The organism is Streptomyces sp. TLI_146 (assembly GCF_002846415.1).
GTDB lineage: Bacteria > Actinomycetota > Actinomycetes > Streptomycetales > Streptomycetaceae > Streptomyces.
Genome location: NZ_PJMX01000001.1, coordinates 5,144,553 through 5,166,580 on the forward strand (window position 1 = coordinate 5,144,553; position 22,028 = coordinate 5,166,580).

18 protein-coding genes are annotated in these 22,028 nt (G+C 70.3%); 10 read left to right on the top strand and 8 right to left on the bottom strand.

The window, feature by feature from the left end; genetic code table 11:
- Positions 1–16 precede the first annotated feature (16 nt).
- The 7 genes from nadC to BX283_RS23100 all read left to right on the top strand — a co-directional run bounded on the left by nadC (position 17) and on the right by BX283_RS23100 (position 4,583).
- Complete coding sequence (nadC, locus tag BX283_RS23070; protein ID WP_101389427.1) at positions 17–1,027, top strand: carboxylating nicotinate-nucleotide diphosphorylase; 1,011 nt, start codon at positions 17–19, stop codon at positions 1,025–1,027.
- 3 nt (positions 1,028–1,030) lie between these two features.
- Entirely contained in the window at positions 1,031–1,837 is an 807-nt protein-coding gene (locus tag BX283_RS23075; RefSeq protein ID WP_101389428.1) for a type III pantothenate kinase, read from the top strand.
- A 326-nt stretch (positions 1,838–2,163) separates the two neighbouring features.
- On the top strand, positions 2,164–2,778 hold the full coding sequence (locus BX283_RS40725; RefSeq protein ID WP_180356957.1) for a hypothetical protein: 615 nt from the start codon (positions 2,164–2,166) through the stop codon (positions 2,776–2,778).
- Positions 2,779–2,792: 14 nt separating this feature from the next.
- Complete coding sequence (locus tag BX283_RS23085) at positions 2,793–2,972, top strand: hypothetical protein (protein ID WP_101389430.1); 180 nt, start codon at positions 2,793–2,795, stop codon at positions 2,970–2,972.
- A 147-nt stretch (positions 2,973–3,119) separates the two neighbouring features.
- Positions 3,120–3,563 (top strand): BlaI/MecI/CopY family transcriptional regulator, encoded by a 444-nt coding sequence (locus tag BX283_RS23090; RefSeq protein WP_101389431.1) that lies wholly within the window; start codon positions 3,120–3,122, stop codon positions 3,561–3,563.
- A 9-nt stretch (positions 3,564–3,572) separates the two neighbouring features.
- Positions 3,573–4,094, top strand: coding sequence for an amino-acid N-acetyltransferase (locus BX283_RS23095; protein WP_101389432.1), 522 nt, complete (start codon positions 3,573–3,575; stop codon positions 4,092–4,094).
- A gap of 153 nt (positions 4,095–4,247) precedes the next feature.
- Positions 4,248–4,583, top strand: coding sequence for an Lsr2 family protein (locus BX283_RS23100; protein ID WP_101389433.1), 336 nt, complete (start codon positions 4,248–4,250; stop codon positions 4,581–4,583).
- Here BX283_RS23100 and BX283_RS23105 read toward each other — a convergent pair.
- Positions 4,562–5,278, bottom strand: coding sequence for an SCO3374 family protein (locus BX283_RS23105; RefSeq protein WP_373979281.1), 717 nt, complete (start codon positions 5,276–5,278; stop codon positions 4,562–4,564). The two genes, BX283_RS23100 and BX283_RS23105, sit on opposite strands and share 22 nt — an antisense overlap.
- A gap of 380 nt (positions 5,279–5,658) precedes the next feature.
- On the opposite strand from BX283_RS23105, the gene BX283_RS23115 reads away from it, so the two are divergent.
- A complete protein-coding gene (locus BX283_RS23115) occupies positions 5,659–8,184 on the top strand; it encodes an ATP-dependent Clp protease ATP-binding subunit (RefSeq protein WP_101389435.1) in 2,526 nt (841 codons plus the stop codon).
- A 91-nt stretch (positions 8,185–8,275) separates the two neighbouring features.
- Here the strand turns inward: BX283_RS23115 and BX283_RS23120 are convergent, their stop codons facing one another.
- Entirely contained in the window at positions 8,276–11,116 is a 2,841-nt protein-coding gene (locus BX283_RS23120; protein WP_257583614.1) for an NACHT domain-containing NTPase, read from the bottom strand.
- 254 nt (positions 11,117–11,370) lie between these two features.
- The gene (locus BX283_RS23125) at positions 11,371–14,538 is read right to left on the bottom strand and encodes an NACHT domain-containing NTPase (RefSeq protein ID WP_101389436.1); all 3,168 of its coding nucleotides are present in this window, start codon (positions 14,536–14,538) and stop codon (positions 11,371–11,373) included.
- Positions 14,539–14,843: 305 nt separating this feature from the next.
- Here BX283_RS23125 and BX283_RS23130 point away from each other — a divergent pair, with 305 nt between their 5' ends.
- A complete protein-coding gene (locus BX283_RS23130) occupies positions 14,844–15,491 on the top strand; it encodes a M23 family metallopeptidase (RefSeq protein ID WP_101389437.1) in 648 nt (215 codons plus the stop codon).
- Between the two features lie 7 nt (positions 15,492–15,498).
- Here BX283_RS23130 and BX283_RS23135 read toward each other — a convergent pair whose 3' ends face one another.
- Positions 15,499–16,059, bottom strand: coding sequence for a TetR/AcrR family transcriptional regulator (locus tag BX283_RS23135; RefSeq protein WP_101389438.1), 561 nt, complete (start codon positions 16,057–16,059; stop codon positions 15,499–15,501).
- A 107-nt stretch (positions 16,060–16,166) separates the two neighbouring features.
- On the opposite strand from BX283_RS23135, the gene BX283_RS23140 reads away from it, so the two are divergent.
- Positions 16,167–17,795 carry an MDR family MFS transporter gene (locus BX283_RS23140; protein ID WP_101389439.1) on the top strand — a complete coding sequence of 543 codons (1,629 nt, stop codon included), beginning with the start codon at positions 16,167–16,169 and terminating at the stop codon, positions 17,793–17,795.
- Positions 17,796–18,430: 635 nt separating this feature from the next.
- Here the strand turns inward: BX283_RS23140 and cseC are convergent.
- The 4 genes from cseC to BX283_RS23165 all read right to left on the bottom strand — a co-directional run bounded on the left by cseC (position 18,431) and on the right by BX283_RS23165 (position 21,924).
- On the bottom strand, positions 18,431–19,735 hold the full coding sequence (cseC, locus tag BX283_RS23145) for a two-component system sensor histidine kinase CseC (protein WP_101389440.1): 1,305 nt from the start codon (positions 19,733–19,735) through the stop codon (positions 18,431–18,433).
- A gap of 100 nt (positions 19,736–19,835) precedes the next feature.
- On the bottom strand, positions 19,836–20,540 hold the full coding sequence (gene cseB / locus BX283_RS23155; RefSeq protein ID WP_101389441.1) for a two-component system response regulator CseB: 705 nt from the start codon (positions 20,538–20,540) through the stop codon (positions 19,836–19,838).
- Positions 20,541–20,671: 131 nt separating this feature from the next.
- Positions 20,672–21,274 carry a hypothetical protein gene (locus tag BX283_RS23160; protein WP_257583620.1) on the bottom strand — a complete coding sequence of 201 codons (603 nt, stop codon included), beginning with the start codon at positions 21,272–21,274 and terminating at the stop codon, positions 20,672–20,674.
- Between the two features lie 41 nt (positions 21,275–21,315).
- A complete protein-coding gene (locus BX283_RS23165) occupies positions 21,316–21,924 on the bottom strand; it encodes a SigE family RNA polymerase sigma factor (RefSeq protein ID WP_101389443.1) in 609 nt (202 codons plus the stop codon).
- Between the last annotated feature and the right edge of the window lie 104 nt (positions 21,925–22,028).

The following is a 22,028-nucleotide window of genomic DNA, read 5'->3' on the forward strand; positions in this document are numbered from 1 at the left end:
CCAGGGAGCCGTAACCGTGAGCACCCCCGACGAACACCGTCCCGAGCCGGTGGACGTACCGCTGATCCAGATCGGCGTCCCCGCGAGCGGAGGCGGCTGCGGCGACGACTGCGGCTGCGGCGACGAGGACGTGTACGAGTGCGGCCTCGACCCCACGCTGGCCGCGCTGCTCGCCGAGTCGGGCCTGGACCCCGTCCAGGTCGAGGACATCGCGCACGTCGCCATCGAGGAGGACCTCGACGGCGGCGTGGACGTGACGACCGCGGCGACCGTCCCCGAGGACGCCGTCGCCACCGGCGACTTCACCGCCCGCGAGGCCGGTACGGTCGCGGGCCTGCGGGTCGCCGAGGCGATCCTGTCGATCGTGTGCACCGAGGAGTTCGAGGTCGAGCGGCACGTCGCCGACGGCGACCGCGTCGAGGCGGGCCAGAAGCTGCTGAGCGTCACCACGCGCACCCGCGACCTGCTCACCGCCGAGCGCAGCGCGCTCAACCTGCTGTGCCGCCTGTCCGGCATCGCGACGGCCACGCGCGCGTGGGCGGACGCCCTGGAGGGCACGAACGCGAAGGTGCGCGACACCCGCAAGACGACGCCGGGGCTGCGCGCCCTGGAGAAGTACGCGGTGCGCTGCGGCGGCGGTGTCAACCACCGCATGTCGCTCTCCGACGCGGCGCTGGTCAAGGACAACCACGTGGTGGCCGCGGGCGGCGTCGCCGAGGCCTTCAAGGCCGTACGGGAGATGTTCCCGGAGGTGGCGATCGAGGTCGAGGTCGACACGCTCGACCAGGTCACCGAGGTCCTGGAGGCGGGCGCGGACCTGATCCTGCTGGACAACTTCACGCCGGAGCAGACGGCGAAGGCCGTCGAACTCGTCGCCGGGCGCGCCTTCCTGGAGTCCTCCGGCCGCCTCACCCTGGAGAACGCGGCGGCGTACGCGGCCACGGGCGTCGACTACCTGGCGGTCGGCGCGCTCACCCACTCCTCGCCGATCCTCGACATCGGGCTCGATCTGCGCGAGGCGGCGTAACCGATGCTGCTGACGATCGACGTAGGCAACACGCACACGGTCCTCGGCCTGTTCGACGGCGAGGAGGTCGTCGAGCACTGGCGCATCTCCACCGACCCGCGCCGCACCGCGGACGAGATGGCGGTCCTGCTCAACGGTCTGATGGGCATGCACCCGCTGCTCGGCGCCGAGCTGGGCGACAACATCGAGGGCATCGCGATCTGCTCGACGGTGCCGTCGGTGCTGCACGAGCTGCGCGAGGTGACGCGCCGCTACTACGGCGACGTCCCCGCGGTCCTGGTCGAGCCCGGCATCAAGACCGGCGTCCCGATCCTGATGGACAACCCCAAGGAGGTCGGCGCGGACCGCATCATCAACGCGGTCGCGGCGGTCGAGCTGTACGGGGGCCCGGCGATCGTCGTCGACTTCGGCACGGCGACGACGTTCGACGCGGTGAGCGCGCGCGGCGAGTACGCGGGCGGGGTGATCGCCCCCGGCATCGAGATCTCGGTCGAGGCGCTCGGCGTCAAGGGCGCCCAGCTCCGCAAGATCGAACTGGCCCGGCCGCGGGCGGTGATCGGCAAGAACACGGTCGAGGCGATGCAGGCGGGGATCGTGTACGGGTTCGCCGGGCAGGTCGACGGGGTCGTGACCCGGATGGCCCGCGAGCTGGTGGGCCCCGGGGGCGACCCGGCCGACGTCACGGTGATCGCCACGGGCGGCCTGGCCCCGATGGTCCTGGGCGAGGCCCACGTGATCGACGAACACGAGCCGTGGCTGACGCTGATCGGCTTGCGCCTGGTGTACGAACGCAACATCTCCCGCATGTAGCTGGGCCCCCGCCCCGCTGCCCCGTTCGTCTGCGGCTCGGTGGCGGGCTGCTCGCGCAGTTCCCCGCGCCCCTGGAAATGCCGCTCCGCGGCAATCCCCTGGGCGCCCCTCAGGGGCGCATCTCAGGGGCGCGGGGAACTGCGCGACCAGTTGGGGACGGCCCGCAGACAAAACGAGGGGGTCCGGGGGCGAAGCCCCCGGCAGCCCGCCCCGACCCGCCACCCGGCCGCCCGCCCAGGGCTTCAGGGAAGGGCGGGGAGGGGAATTCAACTCGCCGGGGCGTCCCATTAAACGGATTTTGTCCCTTTACGGCGTATTGTCGGGTCATGCCCACGCCCTACGGATCCCGCGGCGGAATGGCGTTCAGCGCAGACGAGCTGCGTGTGCTCAGACGTGCTCTCGCCGTCGCCCTCCACCCTGCCCCCCTCGCGGACGCGGACGTCCACGACTGCCTACGGCTAGCCGGCTCCGTGGACGAGGCCGTCCGCGAGGCGAACCGGCTGCGCGCCTTCCTGCTGGCCGATCTCGCCCGCTACCGCACCGCTCTGCCCGGCTCCGCCCCGGGCTATCTGGAGCTGCTCCAGGACGCCCTGGCGGCCGGTTACGACCCGACCCCGGACGACCTGGCCGCGCTGCGCGGGCTGCGCGCGCTCCCGGTGGCCGCCGCCCTGCTCGAACGGTGCCGGCGCCTGGCCGAGAACTCCGTACGGGCGCGGCTCGCCGCCGTGACCCCCGGCCCGCGCACCCGGCTCCTCGCCCTGCCGGGCGGCCGCGCCGCCGCGCAGGACCCGAAGCCACGGACCCAGCCCAAGTCCGAGCCCGCCCCCGCCCGGCCGCAGCCCAAGGCGCCCCGCCCGGACCGGCCCATCCCCACCCCCGGTGAGGTGTTCCCGCCGCGCCGCAAGCCCCTGCCCCCGCCCGCCGCCCGCGCCGCCGGGTAGCTACCCTGGTCGGCATGGACTACGTTTCCGCGCTCGTTCCCCCCGTGGTGATGGCCGTCTTCTTCATCGGGCTCATCGTGACGATCGTCAAGAGCCAGGGCGGCCCCAACAAGGGCAAGGAGGACGCGGCCGTGGACGCCGCGCTCGCCCGTGCCGAGGCCGCCCAGCAGCGGCCGACCACCGGCCAGGCCTGACCGGAGGCAGAACCCGCGGCCCCTCCCGGCCGCACGGCGCGTTCACGCGTCAAGGGCGCGCGACCCATATCAGGGGCGCGCGCTCTTTTTGCTGTTCACCACCGTAAATAACCAGCCATTCAGGACATCTCCCACTATGGTGCAGATGTGCCTCGCCAATTGGGAGAGCTGGAAGACGCCGTCATGACGCGCGTCTGGCAGTGGAACCGTCCGGTCACCGTCCGGGAAGTCCTGGAAGACCTTCAGCAGGAACGGTCCATCGCGTACACGACCGTGATGACCGTAATGGACAATCTCCATCAGAAGGGCTGGGTACGCCGGGAAGTCGACGGACGTGCCTATCGATATACCGCGGTCTCCACCCGTGCCGCCTACGCGGCCGCACTGATGAACGAAGCGTGGTCGCAGAGTGACAACCCCGCCGCCGCACTGGTCGCCTTCTTCGGCATGATGTCACCCGAGCAGCGCGAGTCCCTGCGCGATGCCGTACGGATGGTGGGACCGCCCGAGGACAACCCGGATCCGGCCGATCCGGAACAGCGCGCACAACCCGCAGAACCCGATGGGACTGCCGGCGACGCGGGGCGATAGCGTCCGCTCATGTCTTATGCCCCCGCAAATGCCGTCACCGTCCGCCGGGCCAGGACCAGCGATGTCCCGGCGGTCCGCCGCCTTCTCGACGCGTACGTCGGCGCGGGGATCCTGCTCGACAAAGCGACCGTGACGCTTTACGAGGACATCCAGGAGTTCTGGGTAGCGGAACGCGACAGTGATGCCCGGGTGGTCGGCTGCGGCGCGCTGCACGTGATGTGGGAAGACCTCGCCGAAGTGCGTACTCTCGCGGTGGACAGCGAGTTCAAGGGCGCCGGAGTGGGGCATCTGGTGCTCGACAAGCTGCTCGGCACCGCCCGCTGGCTCGGTGTGCGCAGGGTTTTCTGTCTCACCTTCGAAGTGGACTTCTTCGCGAAGCACGGCTTCACCGAGATCGGGGAGACTCCGGTCGACACGGATGTCTACAGCGAGCTGCTGCGCTCGTATGACGAGGGTGTCGCCGAGTTCCTGGGTCTCGAACGAGTGAAGCCGAACACCTTGGGCAACAGCCGGATGCTTCTGCACCTGTGATCGCGGGAACCCGGCGGAACCGGCAGAGCCCTATGTCCGAATCGCGTACGTTTCCCGCTGCGCAAGGTCCCTGAACCTCTGCCGGGGGTTTGTGTTTTCCAGGCAAAAGCGGTTTCCTTTCCGCGTACTGCATTTTCGATGAAAGGAAATCCGGTGGCACAGAAGGTTCAGGTCCTTCTTGTCGATGACCTCGACGGCGGCGAGGCGGACGAGACCGTGACGTTCGCTCTCGACGGCAAGACCTACGAGATCGACCTCACCACCGCCAACGCGGACAAGCTGCGGGGTCTGCTCGACCCGTACACCAAGAGCGGTCGGCGCACCGGTGGCCGCGCGGCCGGCGGCCGGGGCAAGGCCCGTGGCGCTGCGACGGGCAGCCAGGACACCGCCCAGATCCGCAAGTGGGCCAAGGAGCAGGGCTACAACGTGAACGACCGCGGACGCGTCCCGGCCGATATCCGCGAGGCCTACGAGAAGGCGAACGGCTGAGTTCCCGCCTTACCCGACCTCTTCGCGCCGCCCCTCTCCGGGGCAAGCGCGGAGCCGGTTACCGATTTCGTGGGGAACAGGCGGGCCCGGTGGCATTCCGTCGCCGCCGCGTCCACCAGCCGGACGAGGTCGGGGGTGCCCCCACCGCCCCCGCAGCCCTTGGGACCGGCGAATCCGGCGAAAGCCGGAAGGGTTGCTTCTACCTCGCACCCCGGCTCGGGAGGCCGCAGCCACACGGCGGTCTCCCGCGAGCCGTCCCGGCCGGGCGGCACGCTCCAGCCGGGCGGCAGGGGAGCGGTGATCCGGCCGTCGGCGCCGACGGCCGTCAGGTCCAGGCCGACGCCGCCCCACTCCAGCCAGTCGAGCAGCCCCGGCAGCTCCTCCGCGCTGCCCGCGGCCACCAGGAACCGCATCCGGCGCCCCACGAGGGCGACAGGGCCCGTGCTCCCGTACCGCCCGAGCAGGGCGGCACCCGCGGGCGCCGGGAGGTCGAGCACGTCGAAGCGCAGCCCCGTCAGGAGCCGCACCGGCGGCCCCGCCTCCACGGCCCAGCCGAGCTCCCGCTCGTACCACTGGACGAGCGGCCGGCCGAGCGGGGCGCGGGGGAGGGCACGGTGAGGGCCATGAACGGAGCAACTCCTGAAACGTCCCGGAGTTACGCAGAGTTTCCGGACGGATGCGTTCCGTAGGCTCATCGGGGGCGCTCGGAAGCATTCGGCGGCGCAAGTGTGTTCGCCCGTAGCTGAGGGAACCAGGGCGCGCCGCATGGACTGTCAGTGCTTACGGGTAAGACATTCCTAGTGGGGAGGGGCGAGAAGCTCGCCGGGCCGTCTCGCGTTCGCCATCGGCGTACTGGAGACAGGGGTATCTGCCTGGCCTGCGGGAACATCGTCTCGCACCATCGAGTTGGAGCAGTTGTCGACAGTTCGGCAGCAAGTTTCCCCGCCTGGGCGGGGGTGATCGGGTCGGATGTCGGCAGTTGGAATGAGCTGTCCCGTCCCACGGGACTAGCATGCGGAAGGACAGGGAGGGGACCGACCCCTTACTGCCCGACCGCTCTGAGGAGCGATTAACGATGTTCGAGAGGTTCACCGACCGCGCGCGGCGGGTTGTCGTCCTGGCTCAGGAAGAAGCCCGGATGCTCAACCACAACTACATCGGCACCGAGCACATTCTCCTGGGCCTGATCCACGAGGGTGAGGGTGTCGCCGCTAAGGCCCTGGAGAGCCTCGGGATTTCTCTTGAGGCGGTCCGTCAGCAGGTGGAGGAGATCATCGGTCAGGGCCAGCAGGCCCCGTCCGGTCACATCCCCTTCACACCGCGTGCCAAGAAGGTCCTGGAGCTGTCGCTCCGCGAGGCCCTCCAGCTCGGCCACAACTACATCGGCACCGAGCACATCCTGCTCGGCCTGATCCGCGAGGGCGAGGGCGTCGCCGCCCAGGTCCTCGTGAAGCTGGGCGCCGATCTCAACCGGGTCCGGCAGCAGGTCATCCAGCTGCTCTCCGGCTACCAGGGCAAGGAAGCCGCCACCGCGGGCGGCCCGGCCGAGGGCACGCCTTCGACCTCCCTCGTCCTCGACCAGTTCGGCCGGAACCTCACCCAGGCCGCTCGTGAGTCCAAGCTCGACCCGGTCATCGGGCGCGAGAAGGAGATCGAGCGGGTCATGCAGGTGCTGTCCCGCCGTACCAAGAACAACCCGGTGCTCATCGGCGAGCCCGGCGTCGGCAAGACCGCCGTCGTCGAGGGCCTGGCGCAGGCCATCGTCAAGGGCGAGGTGCCCGAGACCCTCAAGGACAAGCACCTCTACACCCTGGACCTGGGCGCGCTGGTCGCCGGCTCCCGCTACCGCGGTGACTTCGAGGAGCGCCTGAAGAAGGTCCTCAAGGAGATCCGCACCCGCGGCGACATCATCCTGTTCATCGACGAGCTGCACACGCTCGTGGGTGCGGGTGCCGCCGAGGGCGCCATCGACGCGGCCTCGATCCTGAAGCCGATGCTGGCCCGCGGTGAGCTCCAGACCATCGGCGCCACCACGCTCGACGAGTACCGCAAGCACCTGGAGAAGGACGCCGCTCTTGAGCGCCGTTTCCAGCCCATCCAGGTCGCCGAGCCGTCGCTGCCGCACACCATCGAGATCCTCAAGGGGCTGCGCGACCGGTACGAGGCCCACCACCGCGTGTCCATCACGGACGAGGCGCTGGTCCAGGCCGCGACGCTGGCCGACCGGTACATCTCGGACCGCTTCCTGCCGGACAAGGCGATCGACCTGATCGACGAGGCCGGTTCCCGGATGCGCATCCGCCGGATGACCGCGCCGCCGGACCTCCGCGAGTTCGACGAGAAGATCGCGGGCGTGCGCCGCGACAAGGAGTCGGCCATCGACTCCCAGGACTTCGAGAAGGCGGCCTCTCTCCGCGACAAGGAGAAGCAGCTGCTCGCCGCGAAGGCCAAGCGCGAGAAGGAGTGGAAGGCCGGCGACATGGACGTCGTCGCCGAGGTCGACGGCGAGCTCATCGCCGAGGTCCTCGCGACCGCGACCGGCATTCCCGTCTTCAAGCTCACCGAGGAGGAGTCCTCCCGCCTGCTGCGCATGGAGGACGAGCTCCACAAGCGCGTCATCGGCCAGAAGGACGCCATCAAGGCGCTCTCCCAGGCGATCCGGCGCACCCGTGCGGGTCTGAAGGACCCGAAGCGCCCCGGTGGCTCGTTCATCTTCGCCGGCCCGTCCGGCGTCGGTAAGACCGAGCTCTCCAAGACGCTCGCCGAATTCCTCTTCGGCGACGAGGACGCGCTGATCTCCCTCGACATGTCGGAGTTCAGCGAGAAGCACACGGTCTCGCGCCTCTTCGGTTCCCCGCCCGGATACGTGGGTTACGAAGAGGGCGGCCAGCTGACCGAGAAGGTCCGTCGCAAGCCCTTCTCCGTCGTCCTCTTCGACGAGGTCGAAAAGGCCCACCCGGACATCTTCAATTCCCTGCTCCAGATCCTGGAGGACGGTCGCCTGACCGACTCCCAGGGCCGGGTCGTCGACTTCAAGAACACGGTCATCATCATGACCACGAACCTCGGCACCCGGGACATCTCCAAGGGCTTCAACCTGGGCTTCGCCGCCCAGGGCGATGTGAAGACCGGCTACGAGCGGATGAAGGCCAAGGTCAACGAGGAGCTGAAGCAGCACTTCCGCCCCGAGTTCCTGAACCGTGTCGACGACACGGTGGTCTTCCACCAGCTCACCGAGGAAGACATCATCCAGATCGTCGACCTCATGATCGCCAAGGTGGACGAGCGCCTGAAGGACCGCGACATGGGCATCGAGCTCAGCGCGGACGCGAAGTCGCTCCTGGCGAAGAAGGGCTACGACCCGATCATGGGTGCGCGCCCGCTGCGCCGCACCATCCAGCGCGAGATCGAGGACATCCTCTCGGAGAAGATCCTCTTCGGCGAGCTGCGCCCCGGCCACATCGTGGTCGTCGACACCGAGGGCGACGGCGAGGCGAAGAAGTTCACCTTCCGCGGCGAGGAGAAGTCGGCTCTGCCGGACGTCCCGCCGATCGAGCAGGCGGCAGGCGGCGCCGGCCCGAACCTGAGCAAGGAGGCGTAGCCTCCGCGGGCTCGCTTCGAGGGGCTGCCCCGGCTGTACGGACGCGTTGTCGTCCGTACGGGTCGGGGCAGCCCCTTTTTCGTAGGTACGGTCAGAGGGGGCGGCCGTTCACGGTGACGGCCACTCCGGAGAGCGTGCGGAGTTCTTTGCGCTCCTCACGGCTCAGCTGCTGTCTGGTGAGGAGAATGAGACTCAGCCTCTCCAGCGAGGGGAACAGGCGGCTCAGGAGTCGGCAATCGCCGACGTCATCCATCCCGTTCAGGCGGACTTCGCGGATCTGCGGGCACGGCGGGCCGCTGAGGATTTCCCGGAACATGCGGACCTGGAGCTCCATGGAAGTGAGCCTCGGCATTCTCGCCACCTGGGCGAGGAGAGCGGCCGTGTCCCCTGACTGATACACCGAGAAGTGGGAGAGCCCCTGCCAGGCTTCCAGCACGCTGGGATCCCGTATCCGTTCCACGTGCAACTGTGTCACCCCGGTATGCGCAGGCACCACTGCCAGGCCGCCGGTTTCCACCCTTTCGAGACTGAGGGAATCGAGGGTGGTCAGTCCCGTAAGAGCGGAGAAGTCTTCGAGGCCGGGGCAGTCGCCAACGGACAGTTGGTGAAGTCCCTGGACACCGAGGAGGAAGGAAAGGCTGGACACGGCGGCGTTGAACGGCAATGTTACGGAGCGCAGGGCCAGGTTGCTCAGGGAGCCGGTCAGTTCCTCGGTGGTGAAGTCCCCGATGATGAACACATCCTGGACGGTGGGGAGACGGCGAAGCTCTTCCAGCTGGTCCTTCGATGTGATGCCCAACGGGGTACCTGCCCATCGGATCTGTGACAGCACCTCGCGCGCGTATGCGGCGATAGGGTAGCGATCCCATGCCTTCGCGAACTCGTACTTCGCCGAGTCGCTGTGAGAGGCCCAGGCTCGCGCGTAGGGAATGGCCTCGACCCCGCCGATCATGTTGATCAGCGCGACGACAGGGCCCGCCCTGTATGTGTCGCCCTCCATGTCACCCGGCATGGGCAACTGCGGGAGCAGATCCGGGCCGAGACGGGCCAGCGAAGTGATCGTGCGTGCATTCGGCGGCAGTAGCGCCGCGATGCTTCGTTTCACCCGTTCACTGGTCTGCTCATCGAGCCACGCCGCGTGCTGGGCGCAGAGCGCGGCCAGGACATGGGCTTCGTGCGCTTGGATTCCCTTCACCTTCAGCAACCCATTGACCAGAACCGGCAGTTGACCCCGCCCGCAATGCCCCGCCGCCAGCAGAATGACGTCCTGCCACTGTTCGTTGCCCGCATGCCGGACGAGTTCCTTGATGTGGTCGTCCTCCACCAGCTCCTTCGCCGCCAGGAAGTCCTGGAAGGTGCGGTGCGTGAACTGGTAGACGTCGATGCCGCGTTCCTGGAGCAGTCCGCTGCGGTTCAGCAGGTGCCGCAGGATCAACTCCGGGGGCCCCTGCGCCCGTACGTTCGGCATTCCCGGCAGGGCCCGCAGGATCTGTAGCCCGGCCTGTTCGGCCGTGAACTCCGTCTGTCCTTCCCGCACCAGCCACACCGCGATCCGCTGGAGGAGCTGCGTGGACTCCTCCACCGTGAGGGTGATCCGCTCAGGCGAGCCCACCTTGCGGCGCTCGTCGCGGTTGCCCAGGAGCATGCGTAGAGCCGATTGGTACAGGTCCCAGCGGGTCCTCGGCAGGAAGCCCTGGCGCAGGCGGTGCAGGGCGCAGATGACCGCGCAGAGCAGGGGCGTACGGGCGAGGGCGGCCAGTGTCGCGTTGGTGCGGAACTGATGGGCGAGGTCCCGCTCCAGCTCGTCCAGCGGCTCCTGCGGATCGCTGTCGAGCCGGGCCGCCCGGTGCCAGGCGGCCACGAACGCCTGGATGTCCCCGTCCCGCATCGGCAGCAGCCGCAGCTCCTCGAACTCGGCGTGCCGCAGCCACCCCGGCTCCACCGCGAGCGGGCGTACGGTCGCCACGCATCGCACCCGCGGATAGCGCTCCAGGAGGCTGGAGAGCCAGCGGTGGGCTTCCTCGCGGTCGTCCTGGGGGACCTCGTCGAGGCCGTCCACGAGGAGCATCGCCCGCCCGGTCTTCAGGACCCGCGCCGCCCAGCCGTCCGGCGCGTCGTCGACCACCAGCCGTGCTGCGTAAGGGAGTTCGCTGGGTTTCGGGTAGGCACCTCCCTGGGCGCGCAGGGTGCGCAGCGGCACGACGAACGGCACCAGGCCGTTCAGCTCGGCCAGTTGGGGCCCCAGCGTTCCCGCTGCCGCGTGCGCGGCCAGCCACCACACCAGGGTCGTCTTGCCCGCGCCCGCCTCGCCCCGCAGCAGGACGCGCGGGCGGGAGGCGAGGAGCGCGTCGACGCGCTGGGGCGCCCCGGCGTCGGGCATCCCCAGCCCCCCGTGCCCCTTCGACTGCGCCTCCAGGCTCAGGTACGCGGTGTCGAGGTCCCACTCCGCGTCGTGCCGGTTCAGGTCGTCGAGCCCGAAGATCCGGGTGCGGCGGTACTGGGCGCGCAGGGCCTTGGCGTACTCCTCCTCGTACGCCACGTCGTCCGGGTACACGCCGGTGACCTCGGGCAGGGCGCCGTTGAAGCCGACGCACCGGGAGCGGAACCCCACGTTCGCGGCGAGCTCCACCATGGGTACGCACTCCACGCGACGGTGACCGCGTCCCTCGGGCACCTTCCTGACCAGGCCGACCACCGTATCGCCCACGAACACGGGCGCGCCGGACAGCCCGGCGAGCGGGGAGCTGCCGTCGCGGCGCTCGGTCGCGGGCGGACGGTCGAACTCGAAGGTCAGCGTCCGGCGGAGGCGGCCGACGACGGGCAGGACCGTCCCGGTGAACTGGTCGAAGTCCAGACAGCTGCCGTCGTACCGCTGGACGTCCGGGAACCCGACGATCTCGCAGTAGGGGAGCGGCCGTTCGGAGGCGACCACACCGAGATCAGCACCGCTGGATGGCCCTCCCGGAACTCTGCCGTCCCACCACAGGAGCGCGGCATCGAGTTCCGCGTCCTGCCACACCACCTGGCAGGGGCTCTTTTCGCTCTCCCATGGAAACCCGACACTCGGAGTGCCATCGAGCCCGAGGTGTGCGCAGGTCAGCACTTGCCCCGGGGCACCGATCAGCACCCCCGTCCCCTGCATCTCACCGAACACAGCCACGACATGACGGGAAACCTGGAAGCCGCTCACGACACCTCCACCCCACCGACGAACACCGCGACTCCTTCCGGAAGCCGGTCCACCCCGTTCACCGTATGGCCGGTCTGGACACAGATCTGGAGCAGCGGCGGCGGGGCCGCGAGGCTGCTCACGTCGTACTCCCGTTGCCGCGCCCAGAGGTTCAGGACGTGCAGGCGCGGGAAGAGGTCCGCGAGGCGGGTGAGGGCGGCCGGGGGCACGTGGTCGGTCAGGTAGACCTGGAACACGGACGGCAGGGCGAGCCCGGCGGGGGCGGTGGACAGGGACGTGCCCGTCACCTGCAAGGTGCGCAGCCGGGGGACGCGGGCCACCTCCGCCCACTCCTCCGGGCTCTCCGGGCTGCTCCACGGGCCGAGGTAGAGGCCGGTCAGGGCCGTGGCACTGGCGGCCAGGCCCCGCAGGCCGGCCGCCGCCACCCCCGTGACGTCGAGCGCCTCCAGCGGGGCCGCCGCCGGGAGCGCGGCCGGTGACCACTTCAGCCGGTCGCCGTTCAGGGTGAGCGAGCGGAGGTGGCGCAGCGAGGCGAGCGGGCTCAGGTCCGCGTTGCCGATCCCGCTCAGCGACAACTCCGTGAGCGGCGTGTCGCGCAGGCCCGAGAGGTCCGTCAACCGGGGGCAGTCGCGTACACCCAGGTCGGTGAGCGGGCCTGCCAGGAACGACAGGTCCTCCAGCGTCGGGTTGTCGCGCAGCCGCACCCGGGTGAGGGAGGCCTCGGCGGCGTACGCCCGCAGGGCCTCGGCCGACACGTCGCCGCGCGTCTCCAGCTGCGGCCGGGTGCCGAGTGCGCGCAGGGCGCGCAACTGCTCGTCGGAGGTGACCGTGAAGAGGACGTCCTCGGGGTCGATCCCGGCGATGACCTCGTCGGCGTACTGCTGGGTGTCGAACCGGCCCCAGGACCAGACGAGCTGCGCCCTCACCCGCCGTGCCGGGTGGCGGCCGAAGCGGGCCAGGAAGGGGATCGCGCGCTCCGACTCCACGTAGGAGGCGGCGGTGACGACCAGCTCGGCCGTGTACTTGTCCAGCTCCTCCGGCCCCGGCAGCAGGTCGAGGATCATCGGGCCCGCCGCCGCGAGCGCCCGTGCGGCCACCAGGTCGCGCGGCGGGATCAGCGCGGCCGTGCGCCGCTCGACCTCGGTCCGTACCTCGGCGGCGAGTTCGGGCGCGTGCTCCAGGCAGGTGGCCGCGAGCAGGTGGACGCGGGTGCGCACGGTCGTACCGGTGTGCGCGTCGCCGTACTTCAGGAGCTCCCCGAACAGCTCCACGCGCTCGCGCGGGCGCGCGTGGGCGACGGCCATCCGGATGACGTCCTCCCACTGGTCGTCGGCGGAGTGGGCGACGAGCAGACCGAGGTCGCCGGCCTCCACGGCGGCCCGCGCGCCCAGGTAGTCCTGGAAGGTGCGGTGGATGAAGTCGACGGTGCCGGGGGCGGGTTCGCGCAGCAGGCCGCTGCGGTGCAGGAAGTGCTCGAAGACGGCCCGCGCGTCACCGAGCTCGGCCAGCTCCGGTACGGAGGGCAGCAGATCCGCGATGACCGTCTCGGCACGGGCGCGGTCCATCTCGGTGCGGCCGTTGCGGATCAGCCAGTACGCGAGCTGCTGGAGGAGCTGGATCTGCGGCTCCTGGCGGCGCTCGGGCACCCGCATGTCGCGCTCGCGGTCGCGGCGGATCAGCAGCATGGAGAGTGCCGCGTCGTACAGGTCCTTGCGGCCGTACGGCAGGAAGCCGCGCCGGTCGCGGTGGAGGGCGCAGATCAGGCCGCACATCAGCGGGTTGGTGGCGAGCCGCCCGAGGTCCGGTTTGGCGCGCACGGCCTCCAGGAGCTGGCTCTCGTACGCGGTGAGCTCGCCGTCGTCGTCGGTGCCGGTCCGGGCCGCCGTGTGCCAGCGCCGGACGAACGCGGCCACGTCCGCCGGGCTCATCGGGCAGAGCGTGAGCTCGGTGAAGCCCTCGTCGCCGAGCCAGTCCTCGCCGACCGCCGAGGGGCGCGAGGTGACCAGCCAGCGGTTGCCGGGGTAGGCCTCGATCAGCTCGCCCAGCCAGGCCCGGGTGTGGGCGCGCTCGGCGTCCGGGATCTCGTCGATGCCGTCGACCAGGAGCAGGCCGCGCCCGTCCTCCAGGACCCTGGACTCCCAGCGGGACGGCTGCTCGCCCGCGAGCGGGGAGCCGACGGCGGCCAGGAAGTCCTTGGGCGCGGGCAGCCGGGCGCCGTGGCGGGTCAGGGTGCGCAGCGGCAGGACGTACGGGATCCGGTCGTAGAGGTACGCGGTCCCGTGGTCGAGGTCGTCGCGCGCGGCGGACAGGGCGAGCCACTGCACGAGCGTGGTCTTGCCGGACCCGGCCTCGCCGCGCAGCAGTACGCGCTCGTGGTCGGCCAGTACGCGGTCGGCGGGTCGGGGAGCGAAGTCGTCCCCGGGGTTCACAGGGCCCTTGTGCCAGGGCACGGCGTTCGGCCCCACCACCTCCAGCCGCAGATACGCGGTGTCCAGCGGCCATTTGCGTGGCGAGTTGGCGAGGTCGATCCCGTAGATCGTCACCTTGCCGTGCTTCTTCGCCAGATGCGCGAGGTAGCGCGCCTCGAACGTCCCGTCCTGCGCGTCCGGGCGCGGCGTGCGCGCGATCAACTCATCCATACGGGCGATGAGTTCGCTCTGCCTCCGGCTCTGCTCGACCAGCGTCGCGGCCACGAAGGTGGAGCGCTGGGTGAAGAAGTTCAGGATGTGCAGACAGGCGGTGTCGAGGAGGCGTTCGTAGAAGTGGGTGGCGTCGGCGGAGAGGTGGCGCTCGGGGTGGTCGCCCGCGCGGCGCAGCTCGCGGGCGAGCTCCCGGTGGCCCAGGGCGACCGCCTCGGCGTCGCTGAGGGTGAGCTCGCCCAGGGCGTGGAGGGTCCGGGCGAGCGCGTCGGCCACGGCCCGCTCCTCGTCGGCCGGGACCGGCCGCTCGCCGGACCGCAGGGCGGCCCTGACCAGCTTGGCGGCGAGGGCGCGCAGATCCGCCTGCCCGAGCGTGCGCTTCTCGCCTCGGAAGGAGACGTACGAGGAGATCCGGACCGGTTGGTCGGCCAGACCGGCACCGGCGGGTTCGGCGGTGAAGAGCTTCCGGATCAGCGGGGTGATGGCGGCGGACGCGACTTTGGCGGTTAACAGTCCGGGTTCCACGACGCGCCAGCGTAGCCGTGGACACGGGACCTTGGTCCCGAAAAGGAAGGACTTAGGTCCCGCCGGAGGGGGGCGAACGGTGACAAGGCGCACAAGCCCCCGACCCCCTACTAGGGCGGATAGCAGTCCATGACCCGTGCACGGAGCAAATTCCGCGGGTGATCGATACGGCTTTCGTTAGTAGATGGGCGTTTTGGGACTGAACGGGGGCGCGGGTTACCAAGGGATGCAGCCCGGCGCACCGCATGTGTGCCGGGCCTGTCTCTGCTCTCTGCCCTTGTCGTCCATCCGGAGGATGTCCCCGCATGTCCCAGCGCCCCGCTTCCCGCACCCCCCGCCCGACCGTCCTCCGCCTCTGCGCCGCCGTTGCGGGCGCGGGTATGGGAGCGACGGCGCTGCTGGGTGCCGGGACGGCCGTCGCCGCCGACAAGGGGGCCCCGGGGCTGGCCGGTGCGGCCGCTTCCGTCGCCGCGCAGGCCGACGCGCAGGCCAAGGCGGCGGCGCAGGCCGAGAAGGCGGCGGCCAAGAAGGCCGTGGCGTGGGTCGACCCGGTGGACACGTACAAGCTCAGCGCCACCTTCGGTACCGGCGGCTCGATGTGGGCGCACAAGCACTCCGGCCAGGACTTCGCGGTGCCGGTCGGCACCCCGGTCAAGGCCGTGCACGCGGGCACGGTCGTCAAGGCCGGCCCGAACGGCGGCGGCGACGGCCCGGCGTACGGCAACGCCATCGTGATCCGGCACGCCGACCACACGTACTCGCAGTACGCGCACCTGTCGCGGATCGACGTCCGCATCGGGCAGACGATCTCCACCGACCAGCGGATCGCACTCTCCGGCAACACCGGCAACTCCAGCGGCCCGCACCTGCACTTCGAGATCCGCACGACGGCGAACTACGGCTCGGCGGTCAACCCGGTGGCGTTCCTCCGTACGGAGGGCGTGACGGTCTGACGACCGGCTAGCGCCCGCCGCCGTGGGCCTGCGTGACAAGATCGATGGCGACTTCGAGGATGGCCTTGCGCTTCTCCTCGGGGTCGCCTTCGAGGTCCTTGAGGGCGTGCATGCCGACGTGCATGGAGAAGAGCGCGGTGAAGCAGCGGATCTGGTCGGTCAGGGGGGCGTCCGGGTCCTTGAGCAGCTCGACCATCGCGAGGACGCGGTCCTTGAAGTTCTCCCCGATGGACAGCTCGCGGACGGTGGCCTGGTTCTCCTGCATGAAGCGGAAGAGCGGGGCGGCGCTGGTCAGGGCGTCGCTGTAACGTCGCAGAACCTCGATCTTGGATTCCAAGGTCTGAGGCTGCGTCCGCCCCCACTCCAAAAGTTCATCCATGGGCCGGGTGAGGTCCTCGAAGAGGCTCACCAGGATGTCTTCCTTGGTTTTGAAGTGGTAGTAGAGCGCCGCCTTGGTGACGTCGAGCCGCTCCGCGATCTCGCGCAGCGAGGTCTTCTCGTACCCCTGCTCGCCGAAGAGCTCCAGGGCCACATCCTGGATGCGCTGGCGGGTGTTGCCTCTGGCCATCGAGCTCTCCTGAAAACTTACTTGACGCCCGGCTAGTAGGGGGTCTACTTTCCCCAGTGTAGTAACTAGCCGGGCGGCAAGTAAGTGTGGGGCAGGGAGTGGGAGAGATGGCACAACAGATTCAGCCGGAGGCCGGTACGGCCGCGGCTCCAGCGGCGGGGCCGAAGCAGCGCAGCACGCGCGTGGTCCTGATGGCCCTGATGATCGCGATGCTCCTCGCGATGCTCGACAACATGATCGTCGGCACCGCGATGCCCACCATCGTCGGTGACCTGGGCGGGATGGCCCATCTGTCCTGGGTGGTCACCGCGTACACGCTGGCCACCGCCGCCTCCACGCCCATCTGGGGCAAGCTCGGCGACATGTACGGCCGCAAGGGCGCCTTCCTCAGCTCCATCGTCGTCTTCCTGGCGGGCTCCGCGCTCAGCGGCATGGCCCAGGGCATGGGTCAGCTGATCGGCTTCCGGGCGATCCAGGGCCTGGGCGCCGGCGGTCTGATCGTCGGTGTCATGGCGATCATCGGCGAGCTGATACCGCCCCGCGAACGCGGCAAGTACCAGGGCATGATGGCCGGTGTCATGGGCGTCGCCATGATCGGCGGCCCGCTGGTCGGCGGCTCCATCACCGACCACCTCGGCTGGCGCTGGTCCTTCTACATCAACCTGCCCCTCGGCGCGGTCGCGCTCGCGATGGTGACGGCCGTCCTGCACCTCCCCAAGAAGAAGTCCAAGCCGAAGATCGACTACCTCGGTACGGTGCTGCTGACCATCGGGATCACCTCGATCGTGCTGGTCACGACGTGGGGCGGGACGGAGTACGCCTGGGGCTCGGCCCGGATCATGGAGCTGATCGCGCTGGGCGTCGCGTCCCTGGTCGGCTTCTTCTTCGTCGAGACGAAGGCGGCGGAGCCGATCGTGCCGCTGCACATCTTCCGCAGCCGCAACTTCTCGCTGATGGCGACGATCGCGTTCATCACGGGCTTCGTGATGTTCGGCGCGGTCCTGTTCCTCCCGCTCTACCAGCAGTCGGTCCAGGGCGCCTCGGCCACCAACTCGGGCCTGCTGCTCCTGCCGATGCTGCTCTCGATGACGGTCGTGTCGCTCTTCGCGGGCCGGGTCACGACGTCCACGGGCCGCTACAAGGCGTTCCCGATCGTCGGCAGCGTCCTCATGGTGACGGGCCTCTACCTCCTCTCCACGATGGACACGGGCACCACGCGGCTGACCTCCGGCCTGTACATGGCGGTCCTCGGCGCGGGCATGGGCTGCCTGCTCCAGATCACCATGCTGGTGGCGCAGAACAGCGTCGAGATGAAGGACATCGGCGTCGGCTCCTCGACGAGCACGCTGGCCCGTACGCTCGGCTCCTCCTTCGGTGTGGCCATCATGGGCGCGCTCTTCAACAGCCGGGTCCAGGACGAGATGACCGCGCGGGGCGGGGCCGGGGTCACCCAGCAGTCCGCCCAGCTCGACGCGGCGAGCCTGGCGAAGCTGCCGGTGCCGCTGCGGGAGGCGTACCAGCACGCGGTGTCGTCCGGTACGCACGGGGCGTTCGTCCTCGGTGCGGCGGTCGCGCTCGGCGCGGTGCTGGCTTCGCTGTTCGTGAAGGAGGTGCCGTTGCGGGGGGCGGGCCCGAAGCCGTCTGATGCGGCGCCGGCCCCGGCGGAGGCCGCCGACGACTCGGCCCCGGCCGACGCGGGTGCGGCTGCGTCACCGACGGTACGCGAACGCGTCTGACCCGTTTCCCCTAGCCCGAGGCCCCCGGATTCTGTCCCCCGGGGGCCTTTGTGGTGCCCGGGGATCGATCCCCCCCCCGCCCCTTCCCGAAAGCCCTGGGCGGGCGGCCGGGGGATGGACTGGGGCAGTCTGCTGGGGCTTCGCCCCGGGTTTCGTTTGTCTGCGGGCCGTCCCCAACTGGTCGCGCAGTTCCCCGCGCCCCTGAGGGCGGCCCCGGCGGCTTCGCCGATCCGACCACGTACAGCCGTACAGCCGTATGCGCGTCATCGGTGCGTCTCGACCGCAGAAGGTCGCTGCCACGGTCGTGGGTGGGGGCGTGGAGGGGTGTCCCCGCAAGGAGGAGCGCACGAGTGGCCGGGCCGGGTGTGGAGGCCGAGCGCGCGACGAAAGAGGAGATACCCCTCCACGACCCCACCCACCCCACCACCGGACGGGCGCCACCCCCACCGGACCCGGTGTTGCGCCGCAGGCACCGCCCTCAGGCCACGCGCACCGCCCTCAGGCCACACGCACCGCCCTCAGGCCACACGCACCGCCCTCAGGCCACGCGCCACCGGCACAGCCAAAGCCACCGGCACAGCCAAAGCCACCGGCACGCCAAAGCCACCGGCACCGCCATCCAAAGCCCCCCGGCCCTACCCCCCTTGCGGCGGCAGCACCGGAAAGCTCCCCGTCGCCGTCGGGGCGTGTTCCGGGAGCCAGAGGACTGCGATTGCTCCGCCGGGGGTCGACGGGGAGCCCGCCGCGTTGCGGAACGTCAGGCGGGCGCCCAGTACCCGGGCCTGGCCCGCCGCGATCGTCAGGCCCAGGCCGTGGCCGTGGCCCGCCCGGTCGCTGCTGCCCGTGCGGAACCGGCTCGGGCCCTCCCGCAGGAGCGCCTCCGGGAAGCCAGGACCGTGGTCGCGGATGCGCACCACGCGGCCCTCCACGGTGACCTCCACCGGCCCCTTGCCGTGCTTCGCCGCGTTCCCCAGCAGATTCCCCAGGATCCGTTCGAGCCGGCGCGGATCCGTGTTCACCCAGGACTCGTGGACGACCCGGACGACCACCTCAGGATCCAGCACCGCCACCCGCCGGCTGACGAACTCCCCGAGCGCGATCTCCTGGAGCTCGGCCCGCTCGGACGCGCTGTCCAGCCGCGCGACCTCCAGCACGTCCTCCACCAGCGTCCGCATGGCCTGAGCCCGGTTGCGTACGAGCTCGGTGGGCCGCCCCGGCGGCAGCAGCTCGGCCGCCGTGAGCAGCCCCGTCACCGGCGTACGCAGCTCGTGCGCGATGTCCGCCGTCACCCGGCGCTCCGCCTCCAGCCGCTCCTGGAGCGCGTCCGTCAGCGCGTCGACCGCCCGGGCCAGCTCGTCCGTCTCGTCGCGCACGACCCCGCCGATCGCGTCCCGTACGCGTACGTCCGTATGCCCCTCGGCCACCTTCGTCGCCGCCGCCGCGGCCTTCCGCAGCCGCCGCGAGATCTGCCCGCCGATCAGGATGCCGAGCGCGCACCCGCCGAAGACCACCGCCACCGACCCGATGACCAGCGCGCGGTCCAGGTCCGAGATGACGTTGGAACTGCGGTCGGTGAACGTGCTGTGCAGCGACAGGACGTCGCCGTTGCCGACCGGCACGGCCGCCCAGATGTCGGGCACGCCGTTCTTCCCCTCGGCCACGGACGTGGCCTTGCGGCCCCGGTCCGTCTTGGCCTTCAGATCGGCCGGCAGCGCGGCGTCGTTGAGCTTCGCGCCGAACCGCGTCTGCTTGCTCGTCTCGTAGATGCGCTGCGCGAACAGCACACGGTCGAGCTGGAGGTCGCGCGCGTTGTCGAGCATCGAGACCCGGGCCGCGTTGTGCACGACGAGGCTGAGCGCCATCACGGTCAGCGCACCGACCGCGGTGATGGCGATACTGATCTTCCAGCGGACCCCGGTCCGCAGGGTGGGCCGCCTCACGCGCCCCTCACCCACACCGCACCCGTACCCGCACCCGAAACGGCACCCGCACCCGAAACGGCACCCGCACCCGAAACCGACCCCGCGCCCACGCCCGCGTTCACGCCTTCAGTTTGTAGCCGAAGCCACGCACGGTCTCGATCCGGTCCTGCCCGATCTTCGTCCGCAGCCGCTGCACATGGACGTCCACCACGCGGGTGTCACCGCCCCACCCGTAGTCCCACACCCGCTCAAGGAGCTTGTCGCGGGAGAGCACGGTGCCGGGCGCCGAGGAGAACTCCAGGAGCAGCCGCATCTCGGTCGGGGTGAGGGCGACCGTCTCGCCGCCCTTGCGGACCTCCATGCCCTCGGTGTCGACCTCCAGGTCACCGAAGGCGAGCACCCCGCGCTCCGGCTCCCCGTCCGGGTCGGGAGCGCCCGCGCCGGGCCCGCCCGCGTGCCCGAAGCGCCGCAGCACGGCCCGGATCCGGGCGACGAGCACGGCCCCGTCGAACGGCTTCGTCACGTAGTCGTCCGCGCCCGCCTCAAGACCGAGCACCACGTCGATCGAGTCCGCGCGCGCGGACAGCATGATCACGGGGACGGTCGACTCGTCGCGGATGCGGCGGCACAGGCTCACCCCGTCCAGACCCGGCAGCATCACATCGAGCAGCGCGATGTCCGGCTGGTCGGCGCGGAACGCCTCCAGGCCGGAGAGCCCGTCGGGCATGGCGGTCACGGTGAAGCCGTCGCGCTCCAGCGCGAGCTGGGTGGCTTCACGGATGACGTCGTCGTCCTCGACGAACAGGACATGGGTCTCGGCCATCGTGCTGCTCTCAGTTCCTCGGCGTGCGCTTGCGCTTCTTACGTACGTACAAGTGCGGCTCAAACAAGTGCGGCTCAAACGTACAAGTACGGCTCGAAAACGGTCGGGCGGTCAAGGGCGGTCAGGGCCGGTCACGGCGAGGCCGGTGCCGGCGCCTCGGTGCCCTCGTCGTTCCCGACCGCCTTGCTGAAATCGTTCTCCACCTGGTCGTGCTTGGCGAACTTCGTACCCGACCAGCGGTAGGTCGTCACGATCTCACTGGAGGCGAACGCCGGCTTGTCGCCCTTGGCGTACATCTGCCGGGTCACCACCAGGTCGCCCCGGTCGATCTCCGCGTAGACCGGCGCCTCCTCGGAGGTGAAGACATTGTCGTACGAGGACCCGTCCTCGCGGTACACATACGAGCCGAGTCCCACGGCGTCTCCGCAGGTCATCACGTTCACCACGACGTCCTGGCCGCCCGCGCCGGTAATGTGCCCGTAGGAGACGTCGATCGGGTACTCGTCCTTCACACAGGGCTTCAGATCGGCCTTCACGCGCTCGCTGACCTTGGGGTCGGCCTTGAGCAGCCGTACGGCGTTGACCTTCTTGAAGGGCGCCTCGGCGGCCGCGCTCGGTGTCGCCGAGGCGCGGGGAGCGACCTTGTCGGTGTGCGCCTCGCCCTCGTCGCGCGTCCCCGTACCGCCGGTCGAGCATCCCGCCGCGAGCAGGCCGAAGGCGGCGAGCCCGGCCATCGCCGTGGTTCCCGCCGCCAGTACGCCCCCTCTGCCCCTGCCTAGGCCGCGCACCGCTCCCGCCCCTTTTCGTCGCGCTCCTCGCGGCCGACCCGGCGGTCGGCCTGACGGCCCACCCGGCCGTCGCGTGCTTCAGCGTTGCCGAGAGCGTGGAAGTCCAGCTCGCGGCTCTCCAGCTCCTGCCGGAGCCGGGCCAGGGCCCGGTGCAGCGTGCTCTTGACGGTACCCGCCGACATCCCGAGGGCCGCGGCGGTCTCCTCCGTGCTCATCTGCTCCCAGTGTCGCAGCACCACGACACTGCGCTGCTTGGGCGCCAGGACTTTCAGTACGTCCATGAGGAGCGCGCGGTCGGCGCGCTGCTCGGAGCCGTCCTCGATGCGGGCGTCCGGCAGCTGCTCGGTGGGCACCTCTTCGAGCTTGCGGGCGCGCCACCACTCGGTCCGCGTGTTGATCATCACCCGGCGAAGGTACGCGTCGGCGAGCGCCTTGTCGGCGATGCCGTCCCAGCGGCCGTACGTACGGGCCAGGGCGGTCTGCAGCAGGTCCTGTGCGTCGACCGGGTCCGGAACGAGCCGCCGGGCGCTGCGCAGCAGGGCCTCCTGCCGGGTGCGTACGTACTCTTCGAACTCGAGCACCTCGCCGTGCGCCATACCCAACCGCCTCCGTCCCCGTGTTTTCCCGCCTGTCCCACTTACCTGACTGAACCTACGGAGCCGTTGTCACGGGCCTGTGCGGAGCAGCCGTCGGGGGGCGC

Bases quoted from the DNA above. Each gene is read 5' to 3' on its own strand.
- BX283_RS23130 (WP_101389437.1), top strand. From the start codon at position 14,844: ATGTCCCAGCGCCCCGCTTCCCGCACCCCCCGCCCGACCGTCCTCCGC.
- BX283_RS40725 (WP_180356957.1), top strand. From the start codon at position 2,164: ATGCCCACGCCCTACGGATCCCGCGGCGGAATGGCGTTCAGCGCAGAC.
- cseB (WP_101389441.1), bottom strand. From the start codon at position 20,540: ATGGCCGAGACCCATGTCCTGTTCGTCGAGGACGACGACGTCATCCGT.
- BX283_RS23165 (WP_101389443.1), bottom strand. From the start codon at position 21,924: ATGGCGCACGGCGAGGTGCTCGAGTTCGAAGAGTACGTACGCACCCGG.
- BX283_RS23140 (WP_101389439.1), top strand. From the start codon at position 16,167: ATGGCACAACAGATTCAGCCGGAGGCCGGTACGGCCGCGGCTCCAGCG.
- BX283_RS23085 (WP_101389430.1), top strand. From the start codon at position 2,793: ATGGACTACGTTTCCGCGCTCGTTCCCCCCGTGGTGATGGCCGTCTTC.
- BX283_RS23105 (WP_373979281.1), bottom strand. From the start codon at position 5,278: ATGAGCCTACGGAACGCATCCGTCCGGAAACTCTGCGTAACTCCGGGA.
- BX283_RS23095 (WP_101389432.1), top strand. From the start codon at position 3,573: ATGTCTTATGCCCCCGCAAATGCCGTCACCGTCCGCCGGGCCAGGACC.
- BX283_RS23160 (WP_257583620.1), bottom strand. From the start codon at position 21,274: ATGGCCGGGCTCGCCGCCTTCGGCCTGCTCGCGGCGGGATGCTCGACC.
- BX283_RS23075 (WP_101389428.1), top strand. From the start codon at position 1,031: ATGCTGCTGACGATCGACGTAGGCAACACGCACACGGTCCTCGGCCTG.
- BX283_RS23115 (WP_101389435.1), top strand. From the start codon at position 5,659: ATGTTCGAGAGGTTCACCGACCGCGCGCGGCGGGTTGTCGTCCTGGCT.
- BX283_RS23135 (WP_101389438.1), bottom strand. From the start codon at position 16,059: ATGGCCAGAGGCAACACCCGCCAGCGCATCCAGGATGTGGCCCTGGAG.